Raw genomic sequence first — 18,565 nt, forward strand, 5'->3', positions numbered from 1 at the left:
CTCATGCCGGTTTCAATTCACTGTCGAGCAGTGATCGAACTTCGGCAAAACACTTCTCGGCGATGGCCGAACGCGGCTCGGTACGCCGCAGCAGCAAGCCGATCGGTGCATGCACGCTGGCAGCACTGATCGGCACGATACGCAGGTGCTCGCTGAGGCCTTCGAGGCCGTAATCGAGCGGCATGATCGCGCAGCACATCCCGGCGCAAACGGCCTGGATCAACTGGTAGCTGGAGTCGCTTTCGAGCACCGCATGGGGCTGCAGGCCGCGGCTGCGAAAGCTCAGATCGACCGACTGGCGATAGTGCATGCCCTTGCTCAACAGCCCCAGCGGCACGGCGCTGACCGCTTCCCAGGGCAGTTCAGCCTGTTCGAACTGAAAATGGCGCACGTCATACAGCAGGCCCATGCGCGTGGTGCCCAGTTCGATCACTTCGAAATAGGCGCTGTTGATCTGGTCCAGGTAGCAGATACCCAGGTCCAGCTGGTTACGGCTCAGGCCATCGGTGATCTGTTCGGAGCTCAAGGACGACAGCTGGAACTGCAGCTCCGGATAGCGCTGGGCCAGGGGCTGGAGAAACTGCATGGGGTTGAAGCTCGACAGCGGCACCATGCCCAGGCGCAGGCTGCCGACGATCTGCCCGCGGCAACTGGCGGCTTCAGCCTGCAGGCCGTCATAGGCGGCCAGCAGGGTGCGAGCCCAGGCCAGGATGCGCTCGCCGGCCTCGGTAAAGCCTTCGAAACGCTGGCCACGGGTTACCAGCACCAGGTTCAGTTCGTCCTCAAGGTTACGCAGGCGCATCGACAGGGTCGGCTGGGTGATATGGCACAGCGCGGCGGCCTGGCCGAAGTGGCGGGTCTGGTCCAGGGCGAGCAGAAACTTCAGTTGTTTGATATCCATGGCGCAGCCTGGCAAGTCAGTAGGGCGGGTGGCAAAACGGTAAAGCAATGCCCCCGGGCCGTCCAATGGGCATTAGTGACCGGCTGATAGAGGCGCTTGATCAATAGACGATAGACCACCTCGATAAGCCGGTCGGATCTATCGATTGGACGCTAATGGTGTTTGCCTCTAGCGTTGGCCGCAACTTCCTGACTGCTGCCAAGGGGCTGTGCATGAGTATCAAACTGGACGCGGTGTTCGTGCCGCTGAACATCGCCGTGCTGACTGTCAGCGACACCCGCAGCTTCGACACCGACACCTCCGGCGAGCTGCTGGCCAGCCGCGCGGTGGAGATGGGCCACCGCCTGGTCGAGCGGGTGCTGCTCAAGGATGACCTGTACAAGATTCGCGCCCAGGTCGCCGGCTGGATTGCCGAGGACGACGTGCAGGTGGTGCTGATCACCGGCGGCACCGGCTTTACCGGGCGCGACAGCACCCCGGAAGCTGTGGCCTGCCTGTTCGACAAGCACATCGATGGCTTTGGCGAGTTGTTCCGCGCCTTGTCGATCCTCGATATCGGCACTTCCACCGTGCAGACCCGTGCCCTGGCCGGCCTTGCCAATGGCACCCTGGTTTGCTGCCTGCCGGGCTCTACCGGCGCCTGCCGCACTGCCTGGGAAGGTATCCTCGCCGAGCAACTGGATGCTCGCCATCGCCCGTGCAACTTCGTTGCCCACCTCAAGCCTGGCACACTGTGCAAGACGCGTAACTGATACGCCAGGCAGTCCACATAAAAGCAGGGAGCGGGTAGATGAGCGCGATTGTACTTCGCCAGGCCAGGGCCGCCGATGCGCAGGCCATTTTCAACGTGCACAAGGACTCGGTCGAGTCTCAGTGTGGCGAGCATTACAGCGTCGAGCAGATTCACATGTGGCTCGATGGCCGCTCACCGGCGACTTATCTGCCGGCCATCGAGCAGGGCAACCTGTGGGTCGCGCAAGCCGGGAGCATTCTCGGCTTCGTCGAGATCGACGGCTTTGAACTCAGCAAGCTGTTTGTCTGCGGTGCGGGTGCCGGGCAGGGCATCGGTGGGCGGCTGCTGAACCTGGCGATCGAGCGCATCCGCGCGACGAAGGCCAGCAGCGTTTACCTGGAAGCCACGCGCAACGCTCAGGGCTTTTATCAAGCCAACGGCTTTGTGCCGATCGGCAACGGCACCTTCAGTCGCGGCAACAGCCGCGTGGTGATCGAGATCGTCAAGATGCAGCGCCCGCTTCAGGACTGATCCGTCAATTGCCCCGGGGCGCTGCCGTCGAGCAGCGCCAGCTCGCCAAACGACACCGACGCATCGATATAGCGCAGCGCCGACTTGGCGTCTTTCCAGCCGACATGGCTCATCAACGCCTTGAGCTCCCAGCCATTGCTGGTGGCCCAGGTGGCAAAGCCGCGGCGCAGCGAGTGCCCGGTATATAACGCTGCCGGTACGCCTGCGCGTTCGAGGATGCGCCGCAACAAGCCGATCAGGCTGTTGCTGTTGAGCGGCTGTTCGCCGAGGTTGCCCCAGCGGTCGAGTTTGCGAAACACCGGGCCGCGGGCAATGCCTGCCACTTCAAGCCATTGCAGGTAAGCCTGGACCGGGCACAACACTTTGAGTGCCGGCGCCCGATGGCGCACGCCCAGCGCCTGGCGGTCGCCCTTGCTGCGCGGCAGGTAGATCGACAGGCCGATACCCGCCTGGGCCTGGATATGCTCGACCTGCAGGCGCGCCAGTTCATCGCCGCGAAATCCGCGCCAGAACCCGATCAACAGCAAGGCCTTGTCGCGGCTGGCGCGCAACAGTGCCGGCAAATCGTGCCCGGCGCGGGCCTGGGCGGCTTCTTGCTCAAGTACGCCAACGGCAGTTTGCAGGTGCTGGATCAACAGCGGTGCCGCCTGTTTCGGTTCGGCCGGGTGCAGGGTGCGGATGCCCTTGAGCAACTGGCGCACCATCGGTGCCTTGGTCGGGTCGGGAAAGCCCTGGCTGACATGCCATTGCCCTAGCGCTGCCAGGCGCTGCTTGAGGGTGCTGATCGAGTGGCTGTGCGCATGCTCGGCCAGGTAGCGGGCGATGCTGTCGGCGGTGGCCGGCAGAAAGCCTCCCCAGCTCACTTCGAAGTGCTCGACCGCAGCCTGGTAACTGCGCCGGGTGTTATCGCGCACTGCGGCCTGCAGGTAGCGCTCGATCGTGTTCATTGCCTCGTTCCCGCCAGGCGTACCGCTCTGGGCACATTTACCTGCCATTCTAGCGCCTCACATGCGATAAGCCGTGATTATTTTATCTCAGGACTTGATTGTTTGAGCGTGAGGAAGATCAATAGGATAGTATGTAAATACATGGTACGTATCACAGTACGAAATAGTAGGAGCTGACATGGCCCGTGGCGGTATCAACAAGGCATTAGTGCACAAGGCGCGGCAGGCGCTGCTGGCCCGGGGCGAGCATCCGAGTATCGATGCCGTACGTATCGAACTGGGTAATACCGGCTCGAAAACCACCATTCACCGTTACCTCAAAGAGCTGGAAAGCCTGCAACCGGCGGCACCCGCCAGCACGGCAAACCTCAGCGATGCGCTGGCGGCAGTGGTCGAGCAACTGGCCGCGCAGCTGCAGGAGGAGGCTGAGGCGCGTATCGACCTTGCCCGTAGTGCCTTTGAACAAGAGCGCCAGACCCTGCTGGCGCAAGTGCAGATCAGCCAGCAGGCGCTGGCCGCCTTGCAACAGCAACATGAAATCCAGGCGGCGGCGCTGGCCAGCGAGTCAGAGGCCCTGGCCACCGCCCGCACCAGCTTGCAAAGCGAGCAGACCCGCAACGCCACCCTCAACCAGGCGGTGGGCGAACTGAACCTGCGCCTGGCCGATAAGGACGAGCAGGTCCGCTCGCTGGAAGACAAGCACCAGCACGCCCGCGATGCCCTTGAGCATTACCGCAACGCCAGCCGCGAACAGCGCGACCAGGATCAACGCCGGCACGAGGCGCAGGTACAGTTGCTGCAGGTGGAAGTGCGCCAGTTGCAGCAGAGCCTGATCGTCAAGCAAGACGAACTGACCCGCCTTAACCGCGACAACGAAGGCCTGCTGGTGCAGGTTCGCACCCTCAAGGAAGCCCAGCGCGGCCTCAAGACCCAGGGCGATCGCCAGCAGGCGAAAATTCACGGCCTGGAGGTCAAGCTTGCGCAGCTCAGCGGTTCACGCGATGAGCTGGAGAAGCAGAACCAGGACCTGGCCTTGAGCCTGGCCGAACGGGTGTCGGAATTGCGCCGCCAGCTGCAGCTGATCGGCAAGCAGGAAGCACAGTTGCGCCAGGCCGAGCGTGCCCGCGAACAGCCTCAGGACAACGGCTGAAGTTTCATGCGCATGGCGCAGCGGCCGATCAGTCCCTGCAGTTGTTCGCGGTTCAACTGTTGGCGCAAAGCCTGGCTCAGTTGCTGTTCAGCGAGTGTCTCGAAGCCCAGGCGGGCATAGAAGGGCGCGTTCCAGGGAACGCAGGCAAAGGTGGTCAGGCTCAGGGCTTCGAAGCCGTGTTCGCGGGCCCAGTCAGCGGCGGCGCCGATCAACCGGCGGCCATGGCCCTGACCTTGCGCAGATTGCGCAACCGAGAGTTCATGAATGAACAGGTCGCGGCCTGCGGGTTGCGCGCAGAGGAACCCCTGCGGCACGTCGTCGGCGTCGGCCAGCACCCACTCATGGCCCTGGTCGATGAACTGGCGGTGCTCGTCGCTGCTCATCACCGGCCCCGTGGCAATCCACTCAAGACCTGGCTGATCGGCAAAAACCCGGGCGGCAGAACGTTCGACGGCGGGTAGCAGTTGCGCGTCTTCGACGCGGGCAAGGCGCAGGGTAACTGACATGGCGAAGGCTATTGAAGGTGGCTTTGCAGTGTCGTCAATCGCCGTTTTTTTCGCAACTGCAAGGGCGCTGCAAGCCTTTTGGACTAACGCCAAAAACGTTTAAGTGCGCTTAGGTATTAAGCCTAAAGCCAGAATCGTTTTTTTTCCCAGAACTGCTATTTCTTCAGGCAGCAGTGTGACCCCTTCGGTCATCTATGGGCAAAAGGACTGTCTAGCATGTCGATCCAGGCGCAGGTTTCCCCCCTCAATCAAAATGTCTCGTCCGCCGCTGTCACTGAAATCCCTACCAACGGCATCCTGAAACTTACCGAAAGCAGCGAAATCACCCTCGACATCGATCCCGAGGCGGTTGCCAGCTATTCGAAAAGCGATGCCGACCTGGTGGTGCAGCTCAAGAACGGCGAGAGCGTCCGTATTGCCAATTTCTATGCCGAAGGCCAGCCACCCAGTGAGCTGTTCCTGGTCCATGAAGGCAAGCTGGTGGCGGTTAGCCTGCCGCCGGTTGCCGCAGAGGGCATCCTGGCGGCCACCTATGTCGCCCAGGAAAGCGCTGCAGGCTTTGACTCGCTGACCGCTGCCGGGGGCGCCGGTGCCGGTGCGACCGCAGGCGGCCTGGGGGTAGGGGGGATGCTGCTGGCGGGCGCGGCGGTGATTGGTGCGGGCGTTGCGGTGTCGAACAGTGGCGGTGGCGGCGGCGGTGGTGGCGGCGGCAGCAGTGAAACCCCACCGGTGGATACCACCGCGCCGGGTGCAGCGACGGGGTTGCAGGTGGCCACCGACGGCAGTTCGGTGAGCGGCAAGGCCGAGCCGGGCGCTACCGTCGGCATCGACACTAACGGCGACGGCAAGCCTGATGCAACCGTGGTGGTCGGCGCCGATGGCAGCTTCCAGGTACCGTTGAACCCGCCACTGACCAACGGTGAAACGGTGACCGTGGTGGTCACCGACCCGTCCGGCAACAGCAGCCCGCCGACCCAGATCACCGCACCGGACACCACCGCACCGGCGCCGGCAAGCGATCTGCAAGTCTCCCCCGATGGTACCCTGGTCAGTGGCAAGGGTGAGCCGGGAGCCACGGCGGGCATCGACACCGATGGCGACGGCCATCCCGACATCACGGTGATCATCGGCCCTGACGGCAGCTTCCAGGTGCCGCTTAACCCACCGCTGAGCAATGGCCAGACGGTGACCGTGGTGATCACCGACCCGGCCGGCAACAGCAGCCCGCCAGCCCAGGCCAGCGCACCGGACACCACCGCCCCGGCGGCGCCCACGGATGTCGAAGTGGCGCCCGACGGCAGCAGCGTCAGCGGCAATGGCGAGCCCGGTGCCAGCGTTGGTGTCGACACCAATGGCGATGGCCAGCCGGATGTCACGGCGGTGATCGGCAGCGATGGCAGCTTCCAGGTGCCGCTTGATCCACCGCTGACCGATGGCCAGACCGTCACCGTGGTGGTCACTGACCCTGCCGGCAACAGCAGCCCGGGCGTCAGCGTCCAGGCCCCCGATTACCCGGATGCACCCCAGGTCAATGCCAGCAATGGCAGCGAGCTGTCGGGTACTGCCGAGCCCGGCGTAACCCTGGTGATCACCGACGGTAATGGCAACCCGATCGGCCAGACGGTCGCCGACGGCAATGGCAACTGGAGCTTTACGCCAGGCACGGCGCTGGCCGATGGCACCGTGGTCACTGTGGTGGCCCAGGATGCCAGCGGCCACAGCAGCCCGCCGGCGTCGATCACCGTCGACGGCGTGGCGCCGGCAGCGCCGCAGATCAACCCGAGCAACGGTAGCGAGATCAGCGGTAGCGCCGAAGCCGGGGCGACCATCACCCTGACCGACGGCAGCGGCAACCCGATCGGCCAGGCCACTGCCGATGCCAACGGCAACTGGAGTTTTACCCCGGCCACGCCGTTGCCCGATGGCACCGTGGTCAATGCCGTGGCCCAGGATGCCGCCGGCAACATCAGTGGCCCGGCCAGCGTCACCGTCGACGGCGTAGCGCCTGGCGCACCGACGGTCAACCCGAGCAATGGCAGCGAGCTTAGCGGCAGCTCCGAGCCAGGCAGCACGGTGATCATCCGCGACGGTAACGGCAATCCCATCGGCCAGACCAGCGCCGATGGCAGTGGCAACTGGAGCTACACCCCCAGCACGCCAATTGCCGATGGCACCGTGGTCAGTGTGGTCAGCCAGGATGCGGCGGGCAACACCAGCGTGCCGGCAACGGTCAGCGTCGACGCTGTAGCGCCCGCGGCGCCAGTGGTCAACCCGAGCAATGGCGGTGTCATCAGCGGTACTGCCGAACCCGGTTCGACCGTCATCCTGACCGACGGCAGTGGTAACCCGATTGGTCAAACCAGCGCCGATGGCAGCGGCAACTGGAGTTTCACCCCGGGTAGCCCGTTACCCGACGGCACCGTGGTCAACGTCACCGCCACCGACGCCAGCGGCAACACCAGCGCCCCCGGCGGTACTGTCGTCGATGCCCAGGCACCGGCCGCACCGCAGGTCAATCCGAGCAATGGCGCGGTCATCAGCGGTACTGCCGAAGCCGGTGCCAAGGTCATTCTCAGCGACGGCAGTGGTAACCCCATTGGTGAAACCACTGCTGACGGCAGCGGCAACTGGAGCTTTACTCCGGGCGCCGCGTTGCCCGATGGCAGCGTGATCAATGCCGTGGCCCAGGACGCCGCCGGCAACAGCAGCGGCCCGGCCAGCGTCACTGTCGATGCAGTCGCGCCACTGGCGCCGACCATCAATCCGAGCAATGGCAGCAGCCTCAGTGGCACCGCCGAAGCCAACAGCAAGGTGATCATCAGCGATGGCAACGGCAACCCGATTGCCGAGGTGACCGCCGATGGCAGCGGTAACTGGAGTTACACCCCGGGCACGCCAATCGCCGATGGCACGGTAATCAATGTGCTCGCCCAGGACGCGGCAGGTAACAGTAGCCCGCCGGCGAGCGTAAGCGTCGACAGCTCGGCACCTGCGGCTCCGGTACTCAACCCGAGCAATGGTAGCGTCATCAGCGGCACCGCCGAAGCCGGCGCCACGGTGCTGCTCAAGGATGGCAGCGGCAACCCGATCGGCCAGGTCACGGCCGACGGCAGCGGCAACTGGAGCTTCACCCCGGGCAGCCCGTTGCCCAACGGTACGGTAGTGGTGGCCACGGCCACCGACCCGACCGGCAACACCGGTGCTCCAGCGGCGACCACGGTAGACAGCGTCGCTCCGGGCGCGCCGCTACTCAACCCGAGCAATGGCAGCGTCATCAGTGGTACCGCCGAAGCCGGCGCCACCGTCACCCTGACCGATGGCAGCGGCAACCCGATTGGCCAGGTGACCGCCGACGGCAGCGGCAACTGGAGCTTTACCCCGGGCAGCCCGCTGCCCAACGGCACCGTGGTCAATGCGGTGGCCACCGACCCGGCCGGTAACACCGGCGCACCGGCTTCTGCCGTAGTGGATGCCGTCGCGCCGCCGGCCCCGACGGTCAACCTGAGCAACGGCAACAGCCTGAGCGGCACCGCCGAAGCCAACAGCAAAGTCATTCTCACCGACGGCAGCGGCAACCCGATCGCCGAAGTCTTTGCCGACGGCAGCGGCAACTGGACCTACACCCCGGGTTCGGCGCTGGCCGATGGCACCGTGGTCAACGTTGTCGCCCAGGATGCTGCCGGCAACCTCAGCGCACCGGCCAGCGTCACCGTCGACAGCTCGGCGCCTGCGGCCCCGGTCATCAACCCGAGCAATGGCGCCACCATCAGCGGCACCGCCGAAGCCGGTGCCACGGTTGTCCTCAAGGATGGCAGCGGCAACCCGATTGGCCAGGTGACCGCCGATGGCAGCGGCAACTGGAGCTTCACCCCGGGCAGCCCGCTGGCCAACGGTACCGTGGTGATTGCCACCGCCACCGATCCGACTGGCAACACGGGCCTGCAGGCCGCCACCACCGTGGACAGCGTTGCCCCGGGCGCACCGGTCATCAATCCGAGCAATGGCAGCACCATCAGCGGCACTGCCGAAGCGGGGGCCAGGATCATCATCACCGATGGTGGTGGCAATCCAATCGGCCAGACCACCGCCGACGGTAGCGGCAACTGGACGTTCACGCCTGCTGCGCCATTGGTCAACGGCGTGGTGATCAATGCCGTGGCCCAGGACCCGGCCGGCAATACCAGCGGCCCGGGCACCACCACGGTGGATGCCGTGCCGCCGCCAGCGCCGGTGGTCAACCCAAGCAACGGTAATACCCTCAACGGCACCGCCGAGGCCAACAGCACCGTTACCCTGACCGACGCCAGCGCCAACCCGATCGGCCAGACCACCGCCGATGGCAGCGGCAACTGGACGTTCACCCCCGGTGCGCAACTGCCCAACGGCACCGTGGTCAATGTCACCGCCACCGACGCGGCCGGCAACACCGGCGCGCCCGCTAGCACTATCGTGGATACCTCGTTGCCGTCGATCCCGCAGATCGACCCCAGCAACGGTTCGGTCATCAGTGGCAGCGCCGATGCCGGCAACACCCTCATCATCACCGACGGCAACGGCAACCCGATCGGCCAGGTGACGGCCGACGGCAGCGGCAACTGGAGCTTCACCCCCGGTGTGCCGCTGCCGGACGGCACCGTGATCAATGTCGTGGCGCGCAACCCCAGCGGGGTCGACAGTGCGGCGGCGGTTGCCACGATTGATGGCGTTGCGCCCGCGGCGCCGGTGGTCGAGCCGAGCAACGGCGCCGAGATCAGCGGTACTGCCGAAGCCGGCGCGACCATCCTGCTCACCGATGGCGGCGGCAACCCGATTGGCCAGACCAGCGCCGATGGCAGTGGCAACTGGAGCTTCACCCCGGCCAGCCCGTTGCCCAACGGCACGGTGATCAACGCCGTGGCCCAGGATGCTGCCGGCAACAGCAGTGGCCCGGGCAGCACCACGGTGGATGCCGTGGCGCCTGCCGCGCCGGTGATCAACCCGAGCAATGGCGCGGTCATCAGCGGTACCGCCGAGATGGGTGCCCAGGTCATCCTTACCGATGGCAGCGGCAACCCGATTGGCCAGGTATCGGCCGACGGCAGCGGCAACTGGACGTTCACCCCAGGCAGCCCCTTGCCCAATGGCACGGTAATCAATGCCGTGGCCCAGGACGCGGCCGGCAACACCAGCAGCCCGGTCAGCACTACCATTGACGCGGTGGCCCCGGCTGCGCCGGTGATCGACCCGAGTAACGGCGCGGTCATCGTCGGCACTGCTGAAGCCGGTGCCAAGGTTATCCTCACCGACGGCAGCGGCAACCCGATTGGTCAGGTGACGGCCGATGGCAGCGGCAACTGGAGCTACACCCCGGGCTCGCCACTTGCCAACGGCACGGTGGTCAATGCCGTAGCCCAGGACGCTGCCGGCAACACCAGCCTGCAAGGCAGCACCACGGTCGACGCCGTGGCCCCCGGCGCACCGGTCGTCAACCCGAGTAATGGTACAGCGATCAGCGGGACCGCCGAGGCGGGTGCCAAGGTCATCCTTACCGACGGCAGCGGCAACCCGATTGGTCAAACCACTGCCGATGGCAGTGGCAACTGGAGCTTCACCCCGGCCAGCCCGTTGCCCAATGGCACCGTGGTCAATGCCGTGGCCCAGGATGCTGCCGGCAACAGCAGTGGCCCGGGCAGTACCACGGTGGATGCCGTGGCGCCTGCGGTGCCGGTGGTCAACGTCAGTAACGGCGTGGTCATCAGCGGCAGCGCCGAAATCGGCGCCAAGGTCGTTCTGACCGATGGCAGTGGCAACCCGATTGGTGAAACCACCGCCGATGGCAGCGGTAACTGGAGCTTCGTGCCAGGCACGCCGCTGCCCGATGGCACCGTGGTCAACGCCGTGGCCGAGGACGCCGCAGGCAACAGCAGCGGCCCGGCCAGCACCACGGTGGATGCCGTGGCACCGGCAACACCGGTGATCAATGCCAGCAACGGGGCAGTTGTTGTCGGTACTGCCGAAGCCAATGCCACGGTGATCCTCACCGATGGCAGCGGCAACCCGATCGGTCAGACCAGCGCCGATGGCAGCGGCAACTGGAGCTACACACCACTGCCGCCGTTGGCCAATGGCACGGTGGTCAACGCCGTCGCCCAGGACGCCGCCGGCAACAACAGCGGCCCGGCCAGTACGGTGGTTGATGCCGTGGCGCCCGGCGCGCCGGTGGTCAATCCGAGCAATGGTACAGCGATCAGCGGCACCGCCGAGGCGGGTGCCAAGGTCATCCTTACCGACGGCAGCGGCAACCCGATTGGTCAAACCACTGCCGATGGCAGTGGCAACTGGAGCTTCACCCCGGCCAGCCCGTTGCCCAATGGCACCGTGGTCAATGCCGTGGCCCAGGACGCTGCCGGCAACGGCAGCGGCCCGGCCAGCACCACGGTGGATGCCGTGGCGCCTGCCGCGCCGGTGATCAACCCGAGCAATGGTGCGGTGATCACCGGCACCGCGGAAATCGGCGCCAAGGTCATTCTTACCGATGGCAGCGGCAATCCGATTGGTCAAACCACCGCTGATGGCAGCGGCAACTGGAGCTTTGTTCCGGGCTCGCCATTGGCCAATGGGACGGTAATCAATGCCGTGGCCCAGGATGCTGCCGGCAACAATAGCGGCCCGGTCAGTACCACGGTTGACGCCGTGGCGCCGGCCGCACCGGTAATCGAGCCGAGCAACGGCGCGATCATTGTCGGTACCGCCGAAGCCGGCGCCAAGGTCATTCTCACCGACGGCAGCGGCAACCCGATCGGTCAAACCACTGCTGATGGCAGCGGCAACTGGAGCTTCACCCCAGGCGTGCCACTTGCCAACGGCACCGTGATCAATGCGCTGGCCCAGGATGCCGCTGGCAACAGCAGCGGGCCGGTCAGCACTACCATTGACGCGGTGGCGCCTGGCGCACCGGTGATCAACCCGAGCAATGGCGCGATCATCAGCGGTACCGCCGAGATCGGTGCCAAGGTCATCCTTACTGACGGCAGCGGCAACCCGATCGGTCAAACCACTGCTGATGGCAGCGGCAACTGGAGCTTCACCCCCGGCGCGCCACTTGCCAACGGCACGGTAGTCAATGCCGTGGCCCAGGACGCCGCCGGCAACAACAGCGGCCCGGCCAGCACCACAGTGGATGCCGTGGCGCCTGCCGCACCGGTGATCAACCCGAGCAACGGCGCAGTCATCAGCGGTACTGCCGAAATCGGCGCCAAGGTCACGCTCACCGATGGCGGCGGCAACCCGATTGGTGAGACCACCGCCGATGGCAGCGGCAACTGGAGCTTCACCCCGGCCAGCCCGCTGGCCAACGGCACCGTGGTCAATGCCGTGGCCGAGGACGCCGCCGGCAATGACAGCGGGCCGGCAACCACTACGGTCGACAGCGTGGCACCTGGCGCGCCGGTGCTGAGCATCAGTGCCGACGGCGCGTTGCTCACCGGTACCGCCGAGGCCAACAGCCAGGTGCGCATCGTGGTCAACGGCGACAGCGCCAACCCGATCACGGTCAACGTCGATGGCAGCGGCAACTTCAGCCTGCCGTTCGCACCACCACTGATTACCGGCGAGCTGCTGTCGGCGGTGGCGGTGGATGCGGCCGGCAACGTCAGCGGCCCGGGCAGCGTCATTGCCCCGGACCTGGCGCCGCCAACCATCAGCGTGCCGGAAGCCGCCGATACCTGGATCAACGCCGCCGAAATCAGCGATGGCATCCAGGTCAACGTGAGCGTGCGGCCGACCATGCAGGCCGGCCAGGTGGTCACCGTCAAGTTCGCCGGCCAGAACGGCTATGAAGCCGAGGTCAGCCATACCCTGACGGCCGGTGATATCAGCGCTGGCAGCGTGACCCTGACCCTGACCCCGCCAGGCGGGCAGGGGCCGTTCCCGCAGGGCGCCTCGATCGTCACGGCCGACATCAACGGCGGCGCCGCCTCGACGCCGGCACCGTTCACCATCGACACCGTGCCGCCGGCCACCCCGGTGCTGTCGCTGGTCGGCAACCTGCTGACCATCTCTGCCGAACCTGGCACTGAGCTGACCGTCAACCTGACCGTCGGCGGGGTAGTCGCCACGGTAACGGTAACCGCCGACAACAGCGGGCTGGCGTCGCTGAACCTGCTCACTGACCTTGACATCGACTTCAGCTGGGACCAACTGCTCAGTGCCCAGGTCTCGGTGGTCGGCCGCGACCCGGCCGGCAACCCGAGCAACGTCGCCAGCATCGGCATTGGCGCCAGCATCGAGCAGCCGGTGACCATCGGCGGCTTCGGGGTCGATGTCAGCCTCAACCCGCTGAACCCCAGGTTTGGCTTCAGCGGTACCACCGAGGCCGGTTCCAGCCTGGTGATTCGCGTCATCACCCCGGTGCTGAACGTCGAACTGCTGCCAATCAACGCCGATGGCACTGGGCACTTTGCCCTGAACCTGCTGAGCCCGAGCGTCCTCACCCAGTTGGGGCTGAACATTACCGACATCCTCAACCTTGGCTCGCAGATCTCCTTCAACGTTGTCTCAACCGATGGTCAGGGCAACGACAGCGCCGCCTATGGCATCACCCTGGTGCCCAACGGCCTGTCGCTGAACATTGGCCAGATCGACGTCAACGGCACCGCCGGCGACGACGTGATGGCGGGGGCCAACGGCAGCTCCGAGCATATCAATGGCGGGGCCGGCAGCGACCTGATCTTCAACGTCGGCACCGGCGATCATGTGGTGGCGGGTGACGGCAACGACACCATCCAGATCACCGCCACCAACTTTGTCAGCATCGACGGCGGGGCGGGCTTCGATACCCTGTTGTTCGCCAACGGCATCGACCTGGACTACAACTCGGTGGGGGTCGGCACGCTGAGCAATATCGAGCGTATCGACCTGGGCAAGGGCGATTCGGGCAGTGTGCTGACCCTGACCGCAGCGGAGGTCAACGCCATTACCGATGCCAACAACACCCTGCAGATCACCGGTGAAAGCAACGACACCCTGAACGTGGTCGGGGCGGTGAACACCGGAACCAGCCAGGCGATCAACGGCGTCAACTACGACGTCTACACCTTTGGCGCCAACATCTTGCTGGTCGAGGACAATACGGTTCAGGTTGTCGTGTGATGGCAGCGCGCATGCAGTACGCGCGCAAGGGACGGCGGCAAGCGCAAGTGGCCCTGTGGCTGCTGGCGCTGGGCCTGCCGATGGTTGCGCCAGCCATGCCACTGGACCAGGCGGTCCGGGCAGGGCTGGCGATTCACCCTGAGGTGCGCTCGGCGATGGCCGAAGCCGATCGCGCCGGAACAGAAGTGGAGATTGCCAAAGGCGGCTACTACCCGTCGGTGTCGGTGTCTGGCGGGCCGCAGGAGTTCGATTTTGGCGACGTGGTCTACGACCTGACCGCCTCGCAGATGCTCTATGACTGGGGCCGGGTCAACAGCAAGGTCGACAGCGCCAGCGCCACCCAGCGCAAACTGTCGCAGGCACTGCTGGTGGCCCGCGACGATGCCGCGCTGGATATCGTCGAGACCTACCTGGATGTACTGGCGGCCGAGCGCCGGGTCGAGGCGGTGCGCGAGCACCTGCAGCGCCTCGGTGGCATCCGCCAGATGACCGAAGACCGTGGCGGCGACGGCTATGCCGACCGCAGCGAGCTGGACCGCGCCAACCTTGAACTGGCACGGGCCCAGGAGCAACTGGCGCTGGAGAAGGGCAACCTGCAGGATGCCCGCAACCAGTACGCCCTGCTGGTTGGCCAGGAACCCGATGCCCTCAGCGACCCCGAGCCGCTGTCGCTCAAGCGCTACCTGGCCTCAAGCGACCTGACCCGGGTGATCCACGACGCGCCCTTGCAACGCAAGGCGCTGGAAGACGCCAACGTTGCTGAAGCCCAGGTTCGCGAAGCCAAGGCGTCGTTGCTGCCGCAACTGAATATCGAAGCCACAGCCTTGCGCCGGGAAGTCGGCGGGCATCCGGAAAGCGACTCGGTGGTGGCCCTGCGCTTGCGCATGGACACCTTCCAGGGCCTGTCCAACTTCCGCCGCCCGACCGCCGCGCAGCAACGCCTGGAGTCGGCGCGCTTTACCGCCGATGCCATGCAGCGCGACATCCGCCGCCAATTGCAGACCTTGTTCGACAACAGCGAAACCCTGGGTTGGCGGGAGAAGTCGCTGCAGCAGCAGGTCACCGAGTCGGCGCAGGTCAGCGAGCTGTACCGCGAGCAGTTCGAGGTGGGCCGGCGCGATGTGATCGACCTGCTCAACGTCCAGCGTGAACGCTTCGAGGCCGAGCGGCAACTGATCAACCTGCACATCGAACGCAAACGCATCGAGTACCGGGCGGCCGCACAGGTCGGCTTGTTGGGCCCACTGGTGGAGAATCGCTTGAATGGAAGCTGACAACAGGATTGCCGACAACGTCGTGGTGCTCAACCACGACCCTCTCAACGATCCGCTGCGCGAGGGCTTGCTGTTGCTGTGCCGGCAATTGGGGCGGCCGCTGGGCGATGCCGAGCTGGTCGACGGCTTGCCGTTGGAGCACGGCCGCCTGCCGCTGCGCATGGTCGCCCGGGCTTTGCGCCGCGCCGATATCACCGCGCGGGTCGATCAACTGCCGCTGGCGCAGATGGACAACTACCTGCTGCCCGCGCTGTTGCTGCTCAACGACGGGCGCAGCCTGGTGCTGGTCAAGCTCGACGCTGAGCACGCTCAGGTGCTGGTACCGCAGAGCGATGGCGGCGGCGAGCGTTTGCCCCTGGCTGAACTGGGGGCGCTGTACAGCGGCACGGCGGTGTTCGCCAAGTGCCGGTTTCGCGCCGACGAGCGGGTAGGGGATTACGCCAGGGCGGTGCCCGAGCACTGGTTTTTCGGCCCGCTGAAAAAGCTCTGGCGTTCTTACGCCGAAGTGGCCGCCGCCGCCCTGGTGGCCAACGTCCTGGCGATTGCCTCGGCGCTGTTCGCCATGCAGGTATATGACCGCGTGGTGCCCAACGCCGCCTTCGACACCCTGTGGATTCTGGCCAGCGGCGTGGCCCTGGCGATTGTCCTCGACGGCGTGCTGCGGATCATGCGCGGGCATTTGCTCAACGTGCTGGGCAAGCGCCTCGACCTGCAGCTCTCCAGCCTGTTGTTCTCGCGGGTGCTGAGCACGCGGATCGCCGCCAAGCCTGCGTCCATGGGCGCCTTCAGCACCCAGGTGCGCGAGTTCGAGTCGGTGCGCGAGTTCTTTACCTCATCCAGCGCCGCGCTGATCAGCGACTTGCCGTTCGTGCTGATCTTTTTGTTGATCATTGCCCTGATCGGCGGCCAGGTGGTCTGGGTTCCGATCGTCGCCTGTGTGCTGATGGTACTGCCGGGGCTGCTGACCCAGCGCCTGCTGGGTAATCTGTCGCGGCAGAACCTGCGCGAAGGGGCGATGAAAAACGGCGTGCTGCTGGAAGCCTTCGAGCACCTGGAAACGGTCAAGGCCACCCGCGCCGAAGGCCGTTGCCTGCAGCAGTGGGAAACCCTGACCGGCGAGCTTTCAAGCACGGCAATGAAAACCCACGCCCTGGCCTCGAGCCTGAGCTACGCCTCGAGCATCGTCCAGCAATTGTGCTATGTCGGCGTGGTGGTGTTCGGTGTCTACCGCATCAGCGAAGGGGCGATGACCGTCGGTGCCCTGGTGGCCTGTTCGATCCTCGCCTCGCGAGCCATCGCGCCGCTGTCCCAGGCGGCTGGCATTCTCGGGCGCTGGCAGCACACCAAGGTGGCCATGGAAGGCCTCGACCAGTTGATGGCCGCCGAGCAGGAGCGGCCCCAGGGCAAGCGCTTCGTGCACAAGCCGCACCTGCACGGGCACTTTCGCCTTGAAGGCGTGCGCCTGAGCCACGGTGACAGCCCACCGGTGGTGGACATTCAGGCACTGACCATCCAGGCCGGCGAGCGGGTAGCGCTGCTGGGCGGCAACGGCGCCGGCAAGTCGACCCTGCTGCGCCTGCTCAGCGGCTTGCTCGATGCCCAGGCCGGGCGCCTGCTGCTCGATGACGTCGCCCTCAGCCAGATCGACCCGGCCGACCGCCAGCGCGGTATTGGCTACCTGCCCCAGGAGGTGGCGTTGTTCCAGGGCAGCCTGCGCGACAACCTCAACCTCGAAAGCGCCGCCCTGAGCGATGACGAACTGCTGGAAACCCTCGACGGCGTCGGCCTCGGCGCTTTCGTGCGCAGCCATTCGCTGGGCCTGGACATGCCGCTGCAGGGCAACGCCAGTTTGTCTGGCGGCCAGCGCCAGGCCGTGGGCCTGGCCCGGGTACTGCTGCAGGACCCGCCAATACTGCTGCTCGACGAACCCACTGCAGCCTTCGACCAGAGCAGCGAAAAACAGGTGATCGACTACCTGCAGCAATGGCTGGGCAAACGCACCCTGATCATCACCACGCACAAAAAAAGCATGCTTGCCCTGGTCGAGCGCGCGGTGGTGCTGCGCCAGGGCCGGGTGATCATGGATGGCCCGCTGGACCAGGTGGTGCAGGGCAGTCAGGTACAGGCCCCACAGGCCGCAGGAGGTGCACATGGACTCTGAGCGCAAGGCGGCGAAACTGCGCCGCGAGCTGGCCGACCCGCTGCTGGCGGTGACCCACCCGGTGTACCGGCCGCTGTTGTGGCTGTTGCTGGCCTGCATCCTCATCGCTATCGCCTGGGCGGCCTGGGCCGAGCTCGACGAGGTCACCCGTGGCGATGGTCGGGTGGTGCCGTACAGCCGCATCCAGAAGATCCAGAGCCTGGAAGGCGGCATCCTCGACCGCCTGCTGGTCAAGGAGGGCGAGCTGGTGGAGGTTGGCCAGCCGCTGGTGCGCCTGGATGAAACGCGCTTTCTGACCAACGTCCAGGAGTCGACCAACCAGGCCGACGGCCTGCGCGCGGCGATCGCCCGTCTGGATGCCGAGGTGCTGGGCAAGGAACGCATCGAGTTCGGCCCCGGGGTCGACCCCGACAGCCCGTTGGCGCGCTCCGAGCGCGAGCTGTTCAAGTCGCGGCGCGGCAAGTTGCTGGAAAACACCCGCTCGATCCAGGCGCAGATCCGCCTGGCCCAGAGCCAGCTCGACCTGGTGCGCCCGCTGGTGGCCAAGCGCGCGGTCAGCCAGATGGAGGCATTGAAACTCAGCCAGGACATCGCCACCCTCAACGGCAAGCTCACCGAGCTGAAGAACACCTACTTCCAGGACGCCTACACCGAGCGCTCGCAGCGCAAGGCCGACCTCAGCGCCCTGGAGCCGATCATCCAGCAACGCCAGGACCAGTTGCGCCGCACCGAGATCCTGTCGCCGGTGCGCGGGCGGGTCAACACCGTGCTGATCAACACCCGCGGCGGGGTGATCCAGCCGGGCGAGGCGATCATGGAGGTGATCCCGGTAGAAGAGCGCCTGCTGGTCGAGGCGCGAATCAAGCCGCGGGACGTGGCCTTCCTGGTGCCGGGCATGCCGGCCAAGGTCAAGATCACCGCCTACGACTTCTCCATCTATGGCGACCTCAAGGGCACCCTGGAGCAGATCAGCGCCGACACCATCGAGGAAGACACCCCGCGCGGCAAAGAGTCGTACTACCAGGTGCTGATCAAAACCGACGGCAGCCAGCTGAAGAAGGGCGATGAGGTGCTGCCGATCATCCCCGGCATGGTTGCCGAGGTGGATATCCTCAGCGGCAAGCGCACAGTGCTCAATTATCTGATCAGGCCGCTGGTCAAAGCGCGCCTGTACTAGCGAGTCCCTGTGGGAACCGGCCTTGCCGGTGAAGGGCTGCGCAGCAGCCCTTAGTT

General features: G+C 65.8%; 10 protein-coding genes. 7 read left to right on the top strand and 3 right to left on the bottom strand.

The window, feature by feature from the left end; genetic code table 11:
* Position 1 precedes the first annotated feature (1 nt).
* Positions 2 to 901: a LysR family transcriptional regulator gene (locus tag JYG36_RS14100; protein WP_093382790.1), complete on the bottom strand. Its 900-nt coding sequence runs from the start codon at positions 899 to 901 to the stop codon at positions 2 to 4.
* Between the two features lie 212 nt (positions 902 to 1,113).
* Between JYG36_RS14100 and moaB the strand changes: the two genes are divergently transcribed.
* Positions 1,114 to 1,653: a molybdenum cofactor biosynthesis protein B gene (gene moaB / locus JYG36_RS14105; RefSeq protein WP_093387543.1), complete on the top strand. Its 540-nt coding sequence runs from the start codon at positions 1,114 to 1,116 to the stop codon at positions 1,651 to 1,653.
* Between the two features lie 38 nt (positions 1,654 to 1,691).
* Positions 1,692 to 2,165, top strand: a complete 474-nt coding sequence (locus JYG36_RS14110; RefSeq protein WP_093382793.1) for a GNAT family N-acetyltransferase — start codon at positions 1,692 to 1,694, stop codon at positions 2,163 to 2,165.
* Here the strand turns inward: JYG36_RS14110 and JYG36_RS14115 are convergent.
* Entirely contained in the window at positions 2,156 to 3,112 is a 957-nt protein-coding gene (locus JYG36_RS14115) for a site-specific integrase (RefSeq protein WP_045202008.1), read from the bottom strand. The genes JYG36_RS14110 and JYG36_RS14115 overlap by 10 nt on opposite strands.
* Positions 3,113 to 3,290: 178 nt before the next feature.
* On the opposite strand from JYG36_RS14115, the gene JYG36_RS14120 reads away from it, so the two are divergent.
* A complete protein-coding gene (locus tag JYG36_RS14120) occupies positions 3,291 to 4,262 on the top strand; it encodes a DNA-binding protein (RefSeq protein WP_213601213.1) in 972 nt (323 codons plus the stop codon).
* Here the strand turns inward: JYG36_RS14120 and JYG36_RS14125 are convergent.
* On the bottom strand, positions 4,247 to 4,768 hold the full coding sequence (locus JYG36_RS14125; RefSeq protein WP_093382802.1) for a GNAT family N-acetyltransferase: 522 nt from the start codon (positions 4,766 to 4,768) through the stop codon (positions 4,247 to 4,249). The two genes, JYG36_RS14120 and JYG36_RS14125, sit on opposite strands and share 16 nt — an antisense overlap.
* 216 nt (positions 4,769 to 4,984) lie before the next feature.
* On the opposite strand from JYG36_RS14125, the gene JYG36_RS14130 reads away from it, so the two are divergent.
* From JYG36_RS14130 to JYG36_RS14145, 4 genes are read left to right on the top strand one after another with little or no spacing between them, the layout of a single operon-like run.
* On the top strand, positions 4,985 to 13,897 hold the full coding sequence (locus tag JYG36_RS14130) for an Ig-like domain-containing protein (RefSeq protein WP_213601215.1): 8,913 nt from the start codon (positions 4,985 to 4,987) through the stop codon (positions 13,895 to 13,897).
* The gene (locus JYG36_RS14135) at positions 13,897 to 15,171 is read left to right on the top strand and encodes a TolC family protein (RefSeq protein ID WP_195884101.1); all 1,275 of its coding nucleotides are present in this window, start codon (positions 13,897 to 13,899) and stop codon (positions 15,169 to 15,171) included. Before JYG36_RS14130 ends, JYG36_RS14135 begins: the two co-directional genes overlap by 1 nt.
* The gene (locus tag JYG36_RS14140) at positions 15,161 to 17,332 is read left to right on the top strand and encodes a type I secretion system permease/ATPase (RefSeq protein ID WP_213601217.1); all 2,172 of its coding nucleotides are present in this window, start codon (positions 15,161 to 15,163) and stop codon (positions 17,330 to 17,332) included. The genes JYG36_RS14135 and JYG36_RS14140 overlap by 11 nt, the downstream gene beginning before the upstream one ends.
* Positions 17,322 to 18,509, top strand: a complete 1,188-nt coding sequence (locus JYG36_RS14145; RefSeq protein ID WP_195884100.1) for a beta-barrel domain-containing protein — start codon at positions 17,322 to 17,324, stop codon at positions 18,507 to 18,509. The genes JYG36_RS14140 and JYG36_RS14145 overlap by 11 nt, the downstream gene beginning before the upstream one ends.
* Positions 18,510 to 18,565: the final 56 nt, after the last annotated feature.

Origin of the sequence: Pseudomonas sp. SORT22, assembly GCF_018417635.1 — a bacterium.
GTDB lineage: Bacteria > Pseudomonadota > Gammaproteobacteria > Pseudomonadales > Pseudomonadaceae > Aquipseudomonas.

What these genes read in the sequence shown, in the direction of transcription:
- JYG36_RS14140 (WP_213601217.1), top strand. Translation starts at nt 15,161, where the DNA reads ATGGAAGCTGACAACAGGATTGCCGACAACGTCGTGGTGCTCAACCAC.
- JYG36_RS14135 (WP_195884101.1), top strand. Translation starts at nt 13,897, where the DNA reads ATGGCAGCGCGCATGCAGTACGCGCGCAAGGGACGGCGGCAAGCGCAA.
- JYG36_RS14120 (WP_213601213.1), top strand. Translation starts at nt 3,291, where the DNA reads ATGGCCCGTGGCGGTATCAACAAGGCATTAGTGCACAAGGCGCGGCAG.
- JYG36_RS14125 (WP_093382802.1), bottom strand. Translation starts at nt 4,768, where the DNA reads ATGTCAGTTACCCTGCGCCTTGCCCGCGTCGAAGACGCGCAACTGCTA.
- moaB (WP_093387543.1), top strand. Translation starts at nt 1,114, where the DNA reads ATGAGTATCAAACTGGACGCGGTGTTCGTGCCGCTGAACATCGCCGTG.
- JYG36_RS14110 (WP_093382793.1), top strand. Translation starts at nt 1,692, where the DNA reads ATGAGCGCGATTGTACTTCGCCAGGCCAGGGCCGCCGATGCGCAGGCC.
- JYG36_RS14100 (WP_093382790.1), bottom strand. Translation starts at nt 901, where the DNA reads ATGGATATCAAACAACTGAAGTTTCTGCTCGCCCTGGACCAGACCCGC.
- JYG36_RS14130 (WP_213601215.1), top strand. Translation starts at nt 4,985, where the DNA reads ATGTCGATCCAGGCGCAGGTTTCCCCCCTCAATCAAAATGTCTCGTCC.
- JYG36_RS14115 (WP_045202008.1), bottom strand. Translation starts at nt 3,112, where the DNA reads ATGAACACGATCGAGCGCTACCTGCAGGCCGCAGTGCGCGATAACACC.
- JYG36_RS14145 (WP_195884100.1), top strand. Translation starts at nt 17,322, where the DNA reads ATGGACTCTGAGCGCAAGGCGGCGAAACTGCGCCGCGAGCTGGCCGAC.